Consider the following 17,081-nt stretch of genomic DNA (forward strand, 5'->3'; position numbering starts at 1 on the left):
TGCCTGTCAGTTACTGAGCGTCTTGGCACTTACTCAGGTTGGACTTTCACCAACTAGCAATTAACGGCTTGCTGGGCACGCCTTCAATAAGAAAAAGCTATTCTCCTTCTTGAAGAATAGCACCCCGTTAGTGAAAGAAGGAGATCTTTGGCTATAGCCCTTTTTTCGTTACCTTCCTCCACTAACATTTATAATTTCTCCTAATATGTAATTTGAAGCATCGGAAGAAAGGAAAGCAATTACCTCTGCTATTTCCATTGGTGTTGCAGCCCGTTTAATAGGTACCGATGAAACCATACGCTCAAGACGATTATCGTTTGGAGCAAATTTCTCGTGAAAAGTCGTTTCTACCATTCCTGGTGCCACTCCATTCACGATAATTCCATATTCAATTAGTTCTCTGGACATACCAATGGTCATTGTATTTACTGCTCCTTTAGTCGATGCATAGTGAATACTTTCTCCTGCACCTCCAATTCGAGCTGCCGCCGAAGATACATTGATGATTTTGCCATTCTTCTTAGGAATCATATGTTTTAATACGGCTTGAGAGCATAAAAGAACACTATTTACATTTAATCTAAACGTTTCTTCCCACAGTTCTTCACTCATATCCATAAAGCTGCTTTGACGGATTCCACCTCCAGCATTATTAACCAGAACATCTATCGTGCCAAATGAAGAAAGAGCTTGTTCAACCATTGAGTTCACTTCTTCTTTTTTCATAACATCAGCTTGAATAGCAATAGCGTCTCCGTCTTTTTCTCGAATAAGTTGGACAGCCTCCATTGCCCCTCTTTCATTTGAATGAAAATTAATAATAACTTTTGCCCCTCTAGATGACACTAAATGGGCTGTGGCAAGCCCAATCCCTGAACTTGCTCCAGTAATAAGAATCACTTTGCCTGATAAGTCCTGCACAGCTTTCCTCCTAATAAATTTGGTTGTAATAGTAATTCTACAATTTAAGTCCTAATCCTTTTATTATTAAAATGACGTTCTAGTTAGGTTATTAGCTAGCTTAACCAGTATTCCTTGTTGAACTAAACTGCTTCGTTAGTTTGAGTACAACCTTTCACAAACACCATACTGTTCTTACCATAAGTATTCAATTTTTCATGATATTCTTTCTTCATTAAATGGATTATTTAATGAAGAAAGACACTTTCCTTATTTCAGAAAAGCGCCCGATTGTTGAAGATCATAGTACATGCCTTGTTAACTAATGCACCTGTTTGTTGAATAAGAATCTATCTTGATAAACCCAAGAAGAATTGTCTTATATCTTCTGCAATTCTTCAACCCCAAGAACTTTTAATCTTTCAGTTCCTGGCGAAGTCATAATTACATAAGATTTTTCTTTATACTCAAATAGAGTAAATTGAGCTAGTCATATCTACTGATTTATCTTGAATATAGTCAAAATCTTCTTCTGTAAAATTGTCTTCATAGCCATCTAATAAAAGTTTTTGTACTTCCTCAAAGTTGTCCGCAAAAACTAATTCCTGATACAATTCAGTGAGTATTTAGGTGTAAAGAAATATACAAAATATAATGAACCACCAGCCATTAAGAAGGCTAAAACTAAGAATATAATCCATTCTTTTAGTGTTTTTTACTTTCTAACCATTTGAATTTCCCCCCTCTTCTTCTTACACTATCCTCCTCTTTACTTTAATAAGAAAGAGCCATTCTTCTTCTTGAAGAATAGCCCCCTTTACTTTAAGTACAACACTTCACAAATTATTGATATTTTAATAAAATGGCCCCTTCTTTTTTCCTTTTTTTGCATATAATGATTACATAATGAGAACATACATCTGTATTTTTTCTTGTGATGATAATATAAATATTAGCAATGATGATAATGTTTTGGGGGTGATTTAGAATGAAGAAATTGAAAAAGTTTGCTGTTGCTTTTGGGATCGCTGGAATGCTGGTTTCAGGTGTGGGAGCTGCAAATCCTGTTGAGGCTGCATGGTCCAATGTTGAACAGTCTCATTATGAAAAAGGGATTTTGATTGGGTGGGCTGATGGCAATTCTTTTGAAGTGAAAACATCTTCCGGTAAGTATATGGTTTTTAGATCATCTAATGATTGGTATAAAAAGAATTTAACCTCAGGAAAATCGTACACCTATTATTATTACACAAATAAATATGGGCAGAATATCATTAACAAAATTCAAAAGTAAATATAGAAAAAGCTTTGGGCATAAGAACCCAGAGCTTTTTTTATGCTCAAAAAGTTCTCAAAATGTGTATTTTCTGCTGACAAAAAATCAATAGCGCGTTTCATTGTCCCCTTAAATATATAAAGTGCTGTTTTTTTGAGTAATTGCCCAGTTATCAAACGCAATACGCCGTTCTATGTCATTATAATGCGGACAAAGACTGCCTTTTAACATACCCAAACCTCTAAATTCTTCGTATTCTTCTTCATTTTTTTCTCTATAACAAGTTTCGAACCAACACATCGCTCCTGCGCTTATTCCTGCTAAGATGACACCGTTTTGGTATGCGTTTCTCACTACATTGTCGAAGCCTGTTTTCTGCCAAATTTTTAGCATATAATGAGTATTCCCACCACCTACATACAGAATATCTAAAGCATTTATAATTTCTTGTATGTTTGGTGATTCAAAATTCCTAATTGTAATATGGCTTGGATGTTCTGTGTTAAAAGCCCCATAAAAATTATCAATATAGCCTTGTGCATCATACTTGCTGTAGCAATAAATCAATTTTTAATGGCTCCTGTGTTCTCGGGATTTTCAGTAAATATTCATTGATGTAGGCTTTTTCTTTTTTAGAAAAACCACCACCAGATAATGCGAGGATATTTCTTTCCAATTGTTCTGACTCCTTTGCTGCCTTATTAACTGAAACTTTTCTTTGAAGAAGAAGTATTCTACACTTTTCCCATTCTCTTTCTTCAACTATCCTGCACCGTTAGTACAACAAGAAAAAAGATGCTGCCGCTGCAGCACCTTGTTTAACTCTTGCACCAGTTAATTTAAGTACAATACTTCACAACCGATTTTAAAATATTTTCAATTAGATTTTTACATTCCTAATCATTTCAGTCATTCAAATTGTGACGATTGGGCAATTATATATCGGAAATTTTCAAAATACGATTCTTTCAATTGCTCTACTCGGCGTAAATGGTCGTAAAAGCTATTGGAGAATTTAAAAACGTGACCATAATCCCATTCTTGCTTACTATAGTCCTTTTCCCAAAATTTAATCTCAGTCGGAAGCTCGTTCCCTCGTTTTGCTGGCTGTAGAGGCAAGCGGTCGATAGGCGAAACCAACTTGATTGAATCCTCATGTTTAACGTTTCTAGTAATCCTTAGAACTTTAATCAATTTAAGAACAGGCAGTAATCCTCGCTTGAAAAATGAGGTATGTCCAAGGTCAAACAAGATGTTTAACGCGTGTGAAAAAGTTAGCATGTGTCCTATCAAATCATGATGCGATTCGGCTCGATAAATGATAGGGAACTGGGCTAATTCTTCCAGAACAAGTAAGGAAAGCTCATTCGGTTTTGATATGTGCGGAAATCCGTCTTCCTCCGTAATGACCATCTTTTTTACTTCAGAAGCAGTAAATCCGATCCATGATCTTCCAGGAACTGTCCTTTCAAACGATTGAATGAGATTAGTTATTCCAGCAATATCCTCAGCACTTCCCCAGCCTTCAAGTTCATTTATGGCCAACAAACTCGCTGCGGTGTATATTACGTTATGTCCAACCCAATGAAGCTGATCGATCGTTTTATCGAGTGCGTCAAGTATAGCCGATATGGAACTGTTCTCATCGCAATAGGAAGGATTTCGTTTGCTGCTCCTCTCAATTATCTTATTAGCCATCGATTCGGCTTGAGTAAAGACAAGCTGGGCAAGTTCCTGACTTAGATTATGATTATTTTTAACAAAAAAGTAACTGCCGATAGCTGCCGCACCAAAATGAGCCTGCCAAATGTCACCTGTTTGTTTTTTACATAACGAGATGATTGCTAACCCATCTTCCAATACGGATGGATTTAACATATTATCCAGCTCTCCCATATCAAATATCACCCCACTTAGAAAAATAATTAAATTGTTAAAATACTATAAGACTATTTCGAAAAACATAGGTTGTATTCCTTTTTCAACTATCCTGCCACTTTAGTACAATAAAAAGTGACCGCCTAGTAGACGATCATACTCCTTTTAGATTTAATTCAGAAAAATGTATAAGCTTAACATTATGGGGTCTTCTTCTTCTTTAATTAAATCAAGACGACTTTCAATATCCCTTTCATTATCAGGTAATTCCAAGTGAATTTTCGTTACTTCTCTAAATTAAGCCGTTGCTGTTGGTTACGTATTTTTCTTCTAATGTCTTCTTTAATAATAAAGCTACTTCGAACATTCCGTATTTTCCAGCTTTTGCTTCTGCATCAGGATTATAGTTCGTGTTTGTATTAATATCGTAAGTAAAAATTTCACCTTCAGCATTTTTGATAAACTCGATTCCAGCAACTTGAATTTTATTACCAGCTAGAACCTTTTTATATTTTTCTAAAATTTCGTCCTCAAAACCTTCAATGATTTGAAACTTAGGCTTCTCTTCTACCTTTTCTCCTACCGGGCAGAATAAATCGCCAATTTGGCACGCGTCCGCTGGGCAAAGTTCAAATCCTTCCGAAGTATCAACTCTTACGGCATAAACAAAGCTTCCTCCTACAAACTCACAACGGGTTATGTAGCTTTCAGGAGATTGAATGTATTTTTGAATAAGTGTAATTCCATCGACCGGTTCTTCGAAAGTAGGTCCTTCCACATAAGCTTTTAGAGCTTCTATACTATGGAATAATTGAACACCTAAGCCTTTACCGGCACGGTTATGCTTGGTAATAAAGGACTGTCCTTCAAATGCTTCGGCTGCCTTTAAAATGTTTTGTTTTCCAACCGCTGCAATCGTTTTTGGAGTCTTAACACCATACTTGTTTAGCTCTAAATATTGTAAAACCTTACTAACCTCTAACTTTAGAGCATTCGTTCCATTTATCACCCTACGTCCATGTCCTTCAAGCCAAGCCAATACTTGCCCAGAAAATTCAGCTGCAAAACGATGATCACGTGTATGAGAAGATGCACTCATTCGGCTAAAGAAGATTCCTTCTGGTGGCTCTATTGATAAATCTAGCGTTCCTTCGTCCAAATGCCATTCTTCATAAGGAACACCAAGTTCCGCTAACTTTTTTGTTAAATGGACTGTCCACTCACTATTTTCATGTAACACATATACCTTGCTCATCATTATGTCCCCTCTCTAGTTCTTTATTAAACTACGTTTTTGTTCAATTAATGGCATAACCTGCTTTGCAAAGCGTTCCATCTCCTCTAATTGAGGTGAAAATTGCAATAACAATAAGTCTAAGCCGGCCTCTTCATATTGTAAAATTCGATCTGCAATTTGCTCGGGTGTTCCTACTAGGTTCGGTCGTAGGCCGCGATTGGATACAGAGTAATCCTGTAATTGGATTTGTTGCTCTAATTGTGATTTAGTAGTGAAATCTTTAAAGCCAACATATCCGCTAGTGTCTTTCACAGTCGTAATTTTTGCAAGCTCAGCCAGAGCCTCTTCTTCTGTATCGCGGCTAATAACATAAGCAGCCATACCAAATGAACTAAATGGCGCACTGCCAGTTTGTTCACGGCGTGCCCTCATATCGGTTATTTTTCGATAAATCTCTTCAACTGTACCACCGTGCATAACATAAGCATCACATTTTTCTGCTATGGTTTGCTTACCTTTTTCACTTTCACCGCCTGCATAAAGAATCGGGTTTGGTCTTTGAACAGGTTTCGGTGCAAGCTTCGCATCCTTTAATTCGTAAAATTGACCAGAATAATTGAAGGTTTCTTCTGTCCATAAACCTTTTAGTACATCAATAAACTCTTCGGTACGAGCGTAACGCTCATCATGTTCTGTAAAAATACCCCCATATTGACGTGCTTCTTCTGCCCACCAAGCAGAAACAACGTTAAGAGTAAAACGCCCATTACTGATTTGATCAATATTAGCTGCCATTTTGGCCGCTACAGCAGGATTATGAAAACCAGGGCGAATCGCAGTCATAATTTCAATTTTTTCCGTCACTGCTGCAAGGGCTGCTGCTGTAGACCAAGCTTCAAGAGAGTCATGCTCCGGTCCTTTAATATCATTTAAATATAATTCAGCTATTAAGGTAGTCGAGTATCCCCATTTTTCAGCAGATTCTATTACTTTCTTTGCATAATCAAAGGTAGGCGGCATATTTTCATTCTCCACATTACGTAACCAGCCTCCAAAAATCGGTAACCAAAAACCATATTTCATTTGTATTCTCTCCTCTACTATTCTAAATCCATAGTTTCCCTATTACTTAAGTTGGATTTGTGTATAAATTAAAAACTCTCTTCCTAAGAAGAGAGTTTTATTACCCTCTTCTCATCTTTCAAGCGATGTGCTTGATGGAATTGGCACAGTATTCATAAGAACCTGCTGCCGAGGCTTCAAAGGGCCAGTCCCTCCACCTCTCTGGATAAGAAGAAAAATGTACATTCAATTTTTTAATTAACTAAAGTGATAATAGTTCAAATTAATCAAATTGTCAATTAAATATTTCTAAACTCTAAATAACAACTTATAAACACGGTAAAAGGAAATTCTATCATCCAATCAGTTTCAGTCTGAAGTTAACTTTTTAAGAAATTATGATACATCCCAGGGAAAATTATTAATGAAACATATTAAAAAGAAGGCTTCTGATATTTCAGTTGCCTTTCATTTCTATCTCATAAACAAGCCCTTTTTCAACTAAACTGCCCCGTTAGCACAACAAGAAACAAAATGCTGCCGCTGCAACACCTTGTTTAACTCTTGCACCCGTGAGTCTAATAAGAATTCCTTTAATTGTTAATTATAAGGGAAACTTGGAATGGAGGATTTTTATGGGAAAAAGCCTTTTCATATTGATTGCCAGCCTAACTCTTTTCTCTTATTCACCTGTTAAAGCTGAAACCGTAACTAAAAATGATGTACAGTTGCGTGATGACTTGATTTTCATTATGCTTTATCCATCGATTCAACAGGAATTGGAGAAGCAATATGGCGAAATTAAACAAAATGAGTGTGGTGAAATTATCCAAATTAAAAGGCTGCCAATAGGCACTTACTTATTTAATGTTACCGTGCAGGTAAGAACATTTGAAGGTGCTCACGATCCTCCTAATGATTTAGTGACAATCACTTTTAGTAATGAAAAATCCCTAGAGTGGCAGGCTATTGATTTCAAAAGAATAAGGTTAAAGCCCAATGAAATAACTAAATGCAGGCATCCTTTGTAAAAAGGGTGTTTTTTCTTCGGGTATTCTTCAACTAAACTGCTCCGTAAGCTTAAGTACAATTTTTCACAATCTTCTCTAACTAAAACAAAATATCCAATTTTCTTATAAAGTGTTATTCCACATTCTGGCCCGATTGTGGAATAACATATACATTTTGTATTTCCATTTTAATTATATATAGTTAGGAGAATTCGTTAGCTGGATAGAATTACCTTTCTTTTAAATAGTCTCATTTATGATATGTTTATATCAACCCATATTGGACAAACTAAAAAAAGTTATGTTCGTCTTATTTCTGAACATAACTACCTAGGACGTATGCCAATAATCTCCTATACCGATCCTATAATTATCGGAACCAAACGATAAGACAAACATTCGACTATCCTAATATATATTATGTAAACTAAAATTAATTTACGCTATATATGGTGTAATCCCCTATAGTTCCTATAATTGACGAGTGACTCAATTATACTTACAAAAATGACATAAAGATACTGAAACTTAGATAATGTCCAGCATCTTTAGATCGTTTTAATGCAATTTAATTTAATTATTTGCTCTTATAAGCTTTCTTAAAATCAGATTGCAACAAGAAATTAAAAAATGACACAATAATACTTAAAAAAAAATTACATAAAATACTAAATATCGTGTAAACCTCTGTTATACCCTCAGAAATATACACTTGCTGCTCATTAATCTTTTGGCATATTGAATTTATTAATTGCTGTTATTAGATCTTCGTTTTTAATATGAGTATAAATCATGGTCGTTTCATGGGTGAATGTCCCAATTGCCGTCTTAGCTTTGGTACATCATTTATTTCAGCGTGATATCTTGTAGCAAACGAATGGCGCAGCTTATTTACAGATAAAGAAGGTTTACCGAATGCTGTAGCGTATTTTACTCTAATTCTTCATTTTTTCCTAAATCCTTTGTACATTTGTTGCTGTAAAATACCATAAATCCCCAGGATAACGTCTCTTGAGGATCTATAACCTTCGTGCTTTTGAGTAGCTAAAGTTACATATAACTCCTTTCCATACTTATTTGTAAGATTATATTTTTCTTTTAGTTTCCTGATACTTTTTGCACTACCATCTTCAGCTATGATAATACCTCTAATACATCTTCCTAATACAATTTTAATTCTGTATGACAGTCATAATAATCCACGCTTGTTGTAATGAGATCACTTTCCTTTGATAAACTAAACAACCAATTTAACATATTTTAGAATCAAAAAATGAACGCCAAAAAGCTCATAAGTTCAAGATACTCCTATGAGCTTTAAATAATGGCGCTGGCGAAAATATATATAGTTAAACGGAATTCATATTCTGTGTTCATAAAATTCTACTGCAAGGTAGATGGAAAGATACTAGTTCTCGCTCGAGAAAAAGTGGATAAAAAAATTAAAATAATAGCGGAAACGAAACAGAACAAAGGCAATGTCCGAAACAACTCTCAATTCGTTTCTCTGTTGGTTCTGAAAGCTTTAGTTCCATTCCCTTTCTTAAGTTTGTTCTCTGATGAATGGGTAATAGCTCTATTTAAGTACCTTAGCATGGTTGCTTTATGTCTTAAGTGCTTCAAATTCATCAGGAACCTCTTCTCTTCATCTCGAATGCTGATGGAAATGATAAACTCTCTAATGGATAAATGATGACCGTTAAATGAGATGTTTCGATCTAAATCCTCCCCCATCTGATATCTTTAATTTCATCCTATTCACAGCATGTGTCAACTTCCCTTGATTCGTAAAATGGATCTTAATATTTTGAACCGCAAATTAATCGTAAAGTTCGTCAAGAGCTCTATTTGCGCTTTTATAGAAGTTTTTAAGAGTCGATAACTACAACAAACCATCCATTGTTCTCGCAAAGTCGTTTATCCTTTCAGATTGCTCTTAACCAAGCAATATAGAATTTATTAAAGCCTTAACTTACCTAATCTCTAAAATAATTTATGCTGCCTTCGCCTTCATCAATTGAATAAATTATGATTATTTTCATTTTTCTTTTCCTCAACTCTTTTCTGATTTAGGGAAAATAAAAAGATGAAGGCTTCATATAGACTCCTTTTTTTATATACTCACATTCCGACATTTTACTCACTAATATGTCGATTGGCAAAATAAAAAAGCCTGTCCTAATCCTGCGCTATCTCTTTGAAGTTTAATTGCATGAAGTATTCCTTTAAAAATTTCTCTGCATCGATTACCAGAGCACCGTCTCATTTGCTTCTCATTTTAAATAACATCGGCTCTTTTGTAGGCTTATCAAGTATTGCGAATCGCATCTCTCTTTGATATTCGAAGAACGATATCTTCAGCTTTCCCAAAGGGTCAAGCTCCATATTGCTATCCTTGTCATTGTCGGCGCTTCTTTCTCTTCTAACTCTTTAATTGAGGATTGTAGATTAAAAGTGTTCAACAATCTGGCCCTTATCATGAAGAAAGACGCTTTCCTTATTTCAGAAACAATGGAATAACTAAAATATGGTCTCAATCCTAAAATCACTTAATAAAGAAGTCCTTCAATGCCACGCATTGTTGGGCTTCTTTTTTACTTTACTTGTTGTTACTATTTGACGCTGGTCTAATACTAGGTTTTGCAATCGGTGGTTTCGGCATACTAGAAATTGGTTGTGGTTGAAAACCTTTACCAATAGGTTGGTAACCAAAATTTCCTTTAGGCTGATAGCCTTCAGATATTGGTTTACGATTATCCGACACATTATTCACCCCCTTTTAAGAACTCAATTGCACGAATATCTGTACTTGCAACCCAAATACCATCTGAATTATTTTTCTCTATCCAATTTCCTTCATCGTCAATGTCATAGACCTTTTCTAGATATATGTCTCTCTCTCCACTCTTAGAAGAGGCAAATGATAGGCTGCTGTATAAGCCACCTATACTGCTACCATCAATATAATAAACAATTACATAGACGTAATTCTCAATTCTATTAAACTGATAATCCCAAGAGGTAGGAATTACATGCATGGGGTTAAATCCAATTCTATGAAGGAATTTCCTTAGCCAGCCTTTAATTACAAAGATACTTATTAAGAAACCTAAGATTCCTGGCCCAATCAATACCAAGAATCCTGAAATTACAAAACTCCAATTTGGATATCTCGTATGGAAGTCATTTAAAAAAATTAAATAGATCAACGGAAACCAAAGAATGAAATTTATAAAAGTAAACAATAAAAAACGAATTATCGTATATTGGCCTGTATCTTCTCTTTGTGGATAACAATACCGATATACAGAGTCCGTAATAAAGCCTGGAACTACAAATAGTAAGGTATAAAATACTATTTCTAAACTTTCAATTGTCATTGCATATCACCTCATCGTGTAGTTTTATTTTTAATATTAGTATATTCCATCGCCGCAGCAGCAACTGGAATCCCAAGTGTATAATAAGCAAAAGCCCAAAATAGGTTTTGTCTAATATTTTCGATTGTTTTTTTACTCATGAAATTAGCGTCGCCAATACTATTTAGATATCCGCGGATTAATGTAATATCCGCCGCTTCCATCGCGACATCTGTTCCTGTTCCGATCGCCATCCCAATATCTGCTATGGCAAGGGCTGGCATATCATTGACTCCATCACCAACCATCGCTACTTTCTTACTTTTCTGTTGAAGCTACTTCACTTCTTCTGCCTCGCCTATGGGGTTAACATATAACTGATAATCGTTTACTTTAATAAAACTAATTTTTTCAGTTTCCATAGTGACCTCCAACAATTGTTATTATTCTATTTCTTCATTTTTGTGAAATTTCCTTTTATTGTTGAGAGTTACTCAAGAATGTGGCCATTAACATAAAGAAAGAGCACAATTCCTACTGTAGAATCGCGCCCTATAATTGAAGTGTTAATATTATTTTGTCGCCAGTTTTATAAATTAGGTTACAAAATGACTTTACAAACGGTATTAATACACCCAAGATTGATAAAAAGTTACCGGTGTATATGACATTACGTGAGCTTCAAAAACTTTTCCACTATCTAGATGATAATGACAGTTCTAGATTAGGAAAATGAAATAATTTGATGTATAAGGTTTTGGGCACAACGGGAATGCGGAGATCTGAACTTGTAGATATTACTTGGGAACAAGTTGATTTATCTAATGGTACGATTCGAATAATTGGTAAAGGGAAAAAAGAACATCTCCCCCTTTACAGCCCATTGTATTGCCTTTATTTCAACCCTATATGGATACTTTACAAGCCCATCAACTTCATGACACTGAGCCAGTTTTTTTAAATAAACATGGTGAAAAGTTGAATCCGCGTGGCTTGCATAAAGCTTTTAAGGAAACTCTGGAAAAAGCTGGGTTAGTGCAATCTATATGCCAAGTCAAGATACCTTTTAAAAAGGTATCTTGTTGTCTTGAATTCCAGGAAATTAAGGGTATTACATATTACAATTAAGAAATTGAACAAGCGGGAGGCGGCATCCCGCTCTCTCTCTCCATTACATAAAAGTTAAAAAGCCCGCTCCTGGCATGAACCAAAGGAGCGGGCTTATAATTAACCACATTGATTTTAAGTATTAATTCAGCCATTTATAGATCTTCTTTTTATCAAACCGTTCTTCTGCGTTTTTGTTAGATAAAATATAAATTCCCCAAATAAATAATATTAAAAATACAAGGAATAAAATCAGTGTAAAATCAGATAATGGATATTTATAAAAACATAAATAGAAGGCTAATAATGCTGCAATAATTGCCAAAAATCCTGTAGATAAAATAATCATATTTAATGTTCTGTATTGCGGTCTTATATCCATCTTTTCAGATATGAATACGAAGCCCCAGCCTTTTTGATAAATAAATAAGGCTACAAGAGTAAAAACCACAAATAAATAAAACTGAACAGTGATAGTAGAAACAAACTCATTAGCCATTTCCTTTACTTCAGCAATCCCTATTACGGAAAGAAAAAATAAAAATATTCCACTAACCAATGATCCTGTAAAAAAGATTAAAAAAGAATGCCAATAAGAAGTTTTAAAGGTCACCTTAATTGTCAGATAGGAAACTGCAGCTACGATTATTTCGCAAGTAATAAAATGAAGATCCCATACATCATAAACTAGGGTTGCTACAATAGATACTACCGTTGATGCTGCAATGAGGTGAATCAGATAGGAACGATAAGGAAACCTGAATAACGTAATAGATAATAAAAGTTGTCCGAAAACTTCCAATACCCCGAATGCAGTACTAGTTGCAAGAGTGAGCAAATTCACGATTTAAAGACCTCTAAAAATCCTTTCAATCCTTTTGTTTCCTTTTTTTGTTCGAATTCCAAAGTTGTATTATTATTGTGAGAAATAAATCTTTTTAGTATGACCGAGATTAATTCGTATTTCGTTTTTGCTACGGTAGCAAAAATGCTGTTTGGATTAGGATTTTCCTCAAAGTACACTTTTCCATTTTTTGAATCAAATTTTTTTATTTTTAGTAAGTTTACTAAATTAGGACGGTCCAAAGGAATGAAACCCTCAAGTATTTCGCCCAACTCAGAAATATTGGTAATTTGAAAATAGACCTGGTTATCTATATGAAATCGGATTTTTCCGTTATCACTATCAATAAAATTTACTTCATCAAGATCGATACATGTTAATATTTTTTCTCCATCCTGAGTTTCTTTTATGACAGTCATATGACGTCTGTTTTTTAAACTCATTTTCCTCACTCCTATCAATTCAACCAACCAACAATAAGCATTATAACACTAATTAAGCTAAATTTGTTTGGCCCTCTCTCCTAATATATAGATCGGGCTCGCTTCGAACGGGATACAGGAGCGGGTCTGCGACAGTCTCAGGATTTTCAGAAACATCATTAAACTCAATTTTTGCCATAACATTTCTCTTAATATAGGGATCTAATTGACTAGTCTCAGCAATATTCTGTAGGTAATTAAATAAAGACTTTAGAGAGGATAGTTTACGATTAATTGTGATTTCTCTATTGTTCAATTGAAACTTTAAAAAACTAAGAAAGTCTTCAACTTGCTGTACTGTTAATGTCTCAAATAACGATAAAGGGATATCGGTTATTGCTCCCTTATTAAAACCTTTAGAGGTTAACCAACTAAAAAGATTTTAAAGTCGTGACAATAATTAAGTAATGTACCAGGAGATACCTTAGCACAAGTACAGCAGTCACCCAATTTATCTCTCTTTACTTTTAATGAACTCTCTTCCTGCTTAAGAACTGGAGAGGGTTCTTGTGTTTATATGCATCAGTAAATGCCCTTCTCAACAGTTTGTTATAAATGAAATCCTCAATAACTAATACCCGCTCCCTTTTCCTAAACAGATCCATTATCTTTCTCTATTATGCCTATCTGTCCATTATAAAAAGTAGACAAGTCTAATGAGGGGTAAATTTACCCCCTATTTAATCTTTTATCCCTTTCAGAGCCTACTTTGAGGTTCTAGGTAGCTTTACAGCATAAAGTGAATACACAGACTCAACAAATAAATAACCCGCTTAACTGATGTAATCTGGAGCGGGTATATATTTTACTATCTTAGAATAAAAAAATGAACGCAAAAAAAGCTCATAAGTTCAATCAAATATTTCAAGATAATGAAACGATTGATACTCCTATGAGCTTTAAATAATCGCACTGGCGAAAATATATATAGTTAAACAGAATTCATATTCTGTGTTCATAAAAAATCTACTGCAAGGTAGATGAAAAGGTACTAGTTCTCGCTCGAGAAAACGTGGATAAAATTAAATAATAGTTATGCTTATATTATAGCATGCTGCTTCAAAATATCTCTACTAAAGTGTAGTCTAATTTACACAAAAAGACGAACAATAGACGAAAAGTATCGAATAAATTTCGTGTTTGATCACAAGAAGTGCGTATCGCTCACGAGCCAGACACATTCCTGAAATCCCTAAACACGAACAGTTATCAAAAGTCTTTCTCACCCGCTCCTTTCCAGAAACGAAAGAGAACAAAGCAATGTCCGAAACAACTCTCAATTCGTTTCTCTGTTGGTTCTGAAAGCTTTAGTTCCATTTCCTTTCTTAAGAGAGAGTCTGTTCTTCAATATCTTGCCCAGAAGCATCTTCAACTATCCTGCCATTTACTTTAAGTACAAAACTTCATAATCTCTTCTAAACTCTAACATACCTATCCAATTTTCTTTAAAGTGTTTATCAATTAAATGGCCCGATTGTTGAACAAAAGTTAAACAAAACTATTCGACTAACCTGTACGTCAGTTAAAAACGCGTTGAACACTTAAATAAATTTTATCCGTTCCTCCCCTTTTTTACTGAAAATCCCCAAGATTAGAACTATAAGACCAATCAAGAATATAACCGGGAACTATACCCCCATTAGTACCATTAGGAACCGCATGAGATATATTCTTCATGCGGTTAATTTCAAAAAGGTATTTATTTCTCGAAAATCGTTCCTTTTTTGAAGCTGGAACCCTTAAATGCATATTTCGATAGAAGGTAGTAGGCTATTCCTGCTACTACTACGCCAATAATCCATGACAGGTCCACCTCTATAAACGCAGCGGCTGCACCGATAAGCATCGCGGTTAAACCTGCCGGATTATATCCGGCATAAGGACCTTCTTCATTGTATAAATCAGTAATATTCACATTCTGTTTTCTTAAAATATAATATTCGACTACGAGTATTGCAACAACCGGCCCTAAAAATGCCGAGTAGATGAGAACGAACATATTTAGACCAGTAGCCGATGACTCCTGTATAAGCAACCAAGGGAATGCAAACAGAGCAAGCAATCCTGTTATCGTTACAGAAACTCTATATCTTAATTTTGTCAGTAATGTAATGACATAAGTTGGTGGAATGACGTTTGCCACCATATTTGTCGCAATTACTGTTATGACGATAAATGCAGATACACCTACAGAAATATAAGGATTATCTATTACCATCGGGAGTGCTATTGCAGGATTCGTTACACCCGTTGCAGAAGCTAGCATTGCCCCGATGATAATAACAAAACCGTATGCAATCGTGATGGGGATAAAGTATAATGCTCCGCGCTTCTTATTGCTTAGACCAGTTTTCAGCTCTCTGGAATAGTCTGCTGCACTTACAAAGATACCTGCATAATTCCCTAATAAGACCATAATTATCATAAAGAACGTTAATCCCCATGAGCCATCTGCTTGTACCCAAGTTTGGACAATCTCAGTGCTATACGATGATACAAGGATTACAAAAACATAAATAAGTCCTATCGTGAAAACAACAGATGCAACCGTCTCTACCCATTTAATCGCATGGAAGCCGAATAGAGATAGTACAATCTGGAATAATTGAAGAGCTATAAAACAGATAAAAATATTATCAAAAGATCCATTAGTAACGATTATCGCTATTTCATTCAATGCAGTTCCGCCAATCCAGCTTTGAATACCGTACCAGACGATGGCCGGTATACCGCGTAATAATGATGATATGATTGTCCCTTTTGTTCCGAAAGACATTCTAAGCTGTACAACGTATGGAATACCTTTTTTATAGCCTAGTCGATCATTTAATGCAAAAACAGTTGAAATGATTGCAATTGCAAGCAAAGCTGCAAGGATTGTCTGGTAGATGTTTAACTTTGCCACTCCCGCTACAATTACACTGGCTCCTAACGTCATATTCCCTATGTTAACCCCATCGCCAATCCACATGAAAATATAATCTCTTGGCTTGACGGTCCTATCCTGATCGGATTTCGGATGAAGTGATTCATCCATTGCAGTGACATGTTCAATTTGCTTCGTGTTTTTATCGTCGTGACTTTTACTTGTTATAGACATATCTGCACTCCGCACTCCTTTTTATCGTACCCATTGTTGTATGATGTTTTTAGGGCTAAGTTTTTTTAGCGGATAAATAAAAGTTTAACCTGTTACCTTATAATTATCCCACTATACATAGTCTTTGCATTTGGAATGATGATTTTCTGCCTATAATTAGGTATTTTCACTTTAATGCAAAAGTATTCTTGCATTAGTTCTAGATATAAAAGTAAACGAGCTGTACGTCCATTTCACATCCATTTCTTGTTGAATACCAGGAAAAATAGCATTTGTTGGTTTTATTATAAAGTTTGATTAGAAATGTCAATTGAATCTGGATTTTAAGGTAAATTAAAAGAATCCATTTTGAAAAAAATTGATCAAAATAGATTCTTATTAAGCATATTTAAGACCTCTCTCCCTAATACGTCTTAGAAATCTTATTTCATTGTAAATAAAATTAACAAAAAGGAATATTCTGATCTTATAAAGTTCAACATTCTCGCATTGTCCAAATGTTCACTAGTCGATGTTATTTGAAAATGTATCATCATCTCAGTTTCTTGCTCTCTCGACTAAATTTATCAACACCAACCTCCTCCATCTTCACCTCTTAGACAGTCAATGTCTTCATTTGGCTTAAAAAAATAATTAGCCTAAATGTAGAAGGTCGATATAATGAATTTTGCTTAGTTTTTTTCTAAAATGCCTTCTTCCACTAAACTGCCATTTAGTAGAGTAGAAAACTGATTTCATAGGGATAGCTTACGCTATCTCTTTTACTTTCAGTTTCCCCTCATCAAACCGTACGTGAAGTTTTCCCTCATACGGCTTTCCGATGTTC

At 34.9% G+C, this 17,081-nt stretch carries 15 protein-coding genes, 2 pseudogenes and 1 riboswitch; of the genes and pseudogenes, 3 read left to right on the forward strand and 14 right to left on the reverse strand.

The window, feature by feature from the left end:
* Positions 1 to 168: 168 nt before the first annotated feature.
* Positions 169 to 921, reverse strand: a complete 753-nt coding sequence (locus F7731_RS25830; protein ID WP_151537626.1) for an SDR family NAD(P)-dependent oxidoreductase — start codon at positions 919 to 921, stop codon at positions 169 to 171.
* A 967-nt stretch (positions 922 to 1,888) separates the two neighbouring features.
* On the opposite strand from F7731_RS25830, the gene F7731_RS25840 reads away from it, so the two are divergent.
* Positions 1,889 to 2,194: a hypothetical protein gene (locus F7731_RS25840; protein ID WP_151537627.1), complete on the forward strand. Its 306-nt coding sequence runs from the start codon at positions 1,889 to 1,891 to the stop codon at positions 2,192 to 2,194.
* Positions 2,195 to 2,305: 111 nt separating this feature from the next.
* On the opposite strand, the gene F7731_RS25845 is transcribed toward F7731_RS25840, so the two are convergent.
* The 5 genes from F7731_RS25845 to F7731_RS25860 all read right to left on the reverse strand — a co-directional run bounded on the left by F7731_RS25845 (position 2,306) and on the right by F7731_RS25860 (position 6,374).
* Positions 2,306 to 2,743, reverse strand: coding sequence for a Type 1 glutamine amidotransferase-like domain-containing protein (locus F7731_RS25845; RefSeq protein WP_246197471.1), 438 nt, complete (start codon positions 2,741 to 2,743; stop codon positions 2,306 to 2,308).
* Entirely contained in the window at positions 2,718 to 2,852 is a 135-nt protein-coding gene (locus F7731_RS27150; RefSeq protein WP_281352616.1) for a hypothetical protein, read from the reverse strand. The genes F7731_RS25845 and F7731_RS27150 overlap by 26 nt, the downstream gene beginning before the upstream one ends.
* A 233-nt stretch (positions 2,853 to 3,085) precedes the next feature.
* Positions 3,086 to 4,054: a hypothetical protein gene (locus F7731_RS25850; protein ID WP_151537636.1), complete on the reverse strand. Its 969-nt coding sequence runs from the start codon at positions 4,052 to 4,054 to the stop codon at positions 3,086 to 3,088.
* A gap of 292 nt (positions 4,055 to 4,346) precedes the next feature.
* On the reverse strand, positions 4,347 to 5,309 hold the full coding sequence (locus F7731_RS25855; protein WP_151537628.1) for an ATP-grasp domain-containing protein: 963 nt from the start codon (positions 5,307 to 5,309) through the stop codon (positions 4,347 to 4,349).
* A gap of 15 nt (positions 5,310 to 5,324) precedes the next feature.
* A complete protein-coding gene (locus tag F7731_RS25860) occupies positions 5,325 to 6,374 on the reverse strand; it encodes an LLM class flavin-dependent oxidoreductase (RefSeq protein ID WP_151537629.1) in 1,050 nt (349 codons plus the stop codon).
* Positions 6,375 to 6,482: 108 nt separating this feature from the next.
* Positions 6,483 to 6,586, reverse strand: a riboswitch (SAM riboswitch).
* 402 nt (positions 6,587 to 6,988) lie between these two features.
* Here F7731_RS25860 and F7731_RS25865 point away from each other — a divergent pair.
* Positions 6,989 to 7,384 carry a DUF3888 domain-containing protein gene (locus F7731_RS25865; protein WP_151537630.1) on the forward strand — a complete coding sequence of 132 codons (396 nt, stop codon included), beginning with the start codon at positions 6,989 to 6,991 and terminating at the stop codon, positions 7,382 to 7,384.
* A gap of 701 nt (positions 7,385 to 8,085) precedes the next feature.
* Here F7731_RS25865 and F7731_RS27020 read toward each other — a convergent pair.
* From F7731_RS27020 to F7731_RS25880, 4 genes and pseudogenes are all read right to left on the reverse strand, one after another.
* Positions 8,086 to 8,294 (reverse strand): annotated as a pseudogene (locus tag F7731_RS27020) (tyrosine-type recombinase/integrase); the annotation flags it as partial.
* Between the two features lie 1,668 nt (positions 8,295 to 9,962).
* Complete coding sequence (locus F7731_RS26695; protein WP_170289808.1) at positions 9,963 to 10,127, reverse strand: hypothetical protein; 165 nt, start codon at positions 10,125 to 10,127, stop codon at positions 9,963 to 9,965.
* A 1-nt stretch (position 10,128) separates the two neighbouring features.
* Entirely contained in the window at positions 10,129 to 10,743 is a 615-nt protein-coding gene (locus F7731_RS25875) for a DUF6338 family protein (RefSeq protein ID WP_151537631.1), read from the reverse strand.
* Positions 10,744 to 10,799: 56 nt separating this feature from the next.
* Positions 10,800 to 11,036, reverse strand: a pseudogene (locus F7731_RS25880) (heavy metal translocating P-type ATPase); the annotation flags it as partial.
* Positions 11,037 to 11,494: 458 nt separating this feature from the next.
* On the opposite strand from F7731_RS25880, the gene F7731_RS27025 reads away from it, so the two are divergent.
* The gene (locus tag F7731_RS27025) at positions 11,495 to 11,683 is read left to right on the forward strand and encodes a hypothetical protein (protein ID WP_246197473.1); all 189 of its coding nucleotides are present in this window, start codon (positions 11,495 to 11,497) and stop codon (positions 11,681 to 11,683) included.
* A gap of 288 nt (positions 11,684 to 11,971) precedes the next feature.
* Here F7731_RS27025 and F7731_RS25890 read toward each other — a convergent pair whose 3' ends face one another.
* From F7731_RS25890 to F7731_RS25905, 4 genes are all read right to left on the reverse strand, one after another.
* Positions 11,972 to 12,673 (reverse strand): hypothetical protein, encoded by a 702-nt coding sequence (locus tag F7731_RS25890; protein WP_151537632.1) that lies wholly within the window; start codon positions 12,671 to 12,673, stop codon positions 11,972 to 11,974.
* On the reverse strand, positions 12,670 to 13,116 hold the full coding sequence (locus tag F7731_RS25895; protein WP_151537633.1) for a LytTR family transcriptional regulator DNA-binding domain-containing protein: 447 nt from the start codon (positions 13,114 to 13,116) through the stop codon (positions 12,670 to 12,672). Before F7731_RS25895 ends, F7731_RS25890 begins: the two co-directional genes overlap by 4 nt.
* A 52-nt stretch (positions 13,117 to 13,168) precedes the next feature.
* On the reverse strand, positions 13,169 to 13,294 hold the full coding sequence (locus F7731_RS27155; protein ID WP_281352617.1) for a hypothetical protein: 126 nt from the start codon (positions 13,292 to 13,294) through the stop codon (positions 13,169 to 13,171).
* A gap of 1,560 nt (positions 13,295 to 14,854) precedes the next feature.
* Positions 14,855 to 16,192: an NCS1 family transporter gene (locus tag F7731_RS25905; RefSeq protein WP_246197474.1), complete on the reverse strand. Its 1,338-nt coding sequence runs from the start codon at positions 16,190 to 16,192 to the stop codon at positions 14,855 to 14,857.
* Positions 16,193 to 17,081 lie beyond the last annotated feature (889 nt).

The organism is Cytobacillus depressus (assembly GCF_008923245.1).
Classification (GTDB): Bacteria; Bacillota; Bacilli; order Bacillales; family Cytobacillaceae; genus Cytobacillus; species Cytobacillus depressus.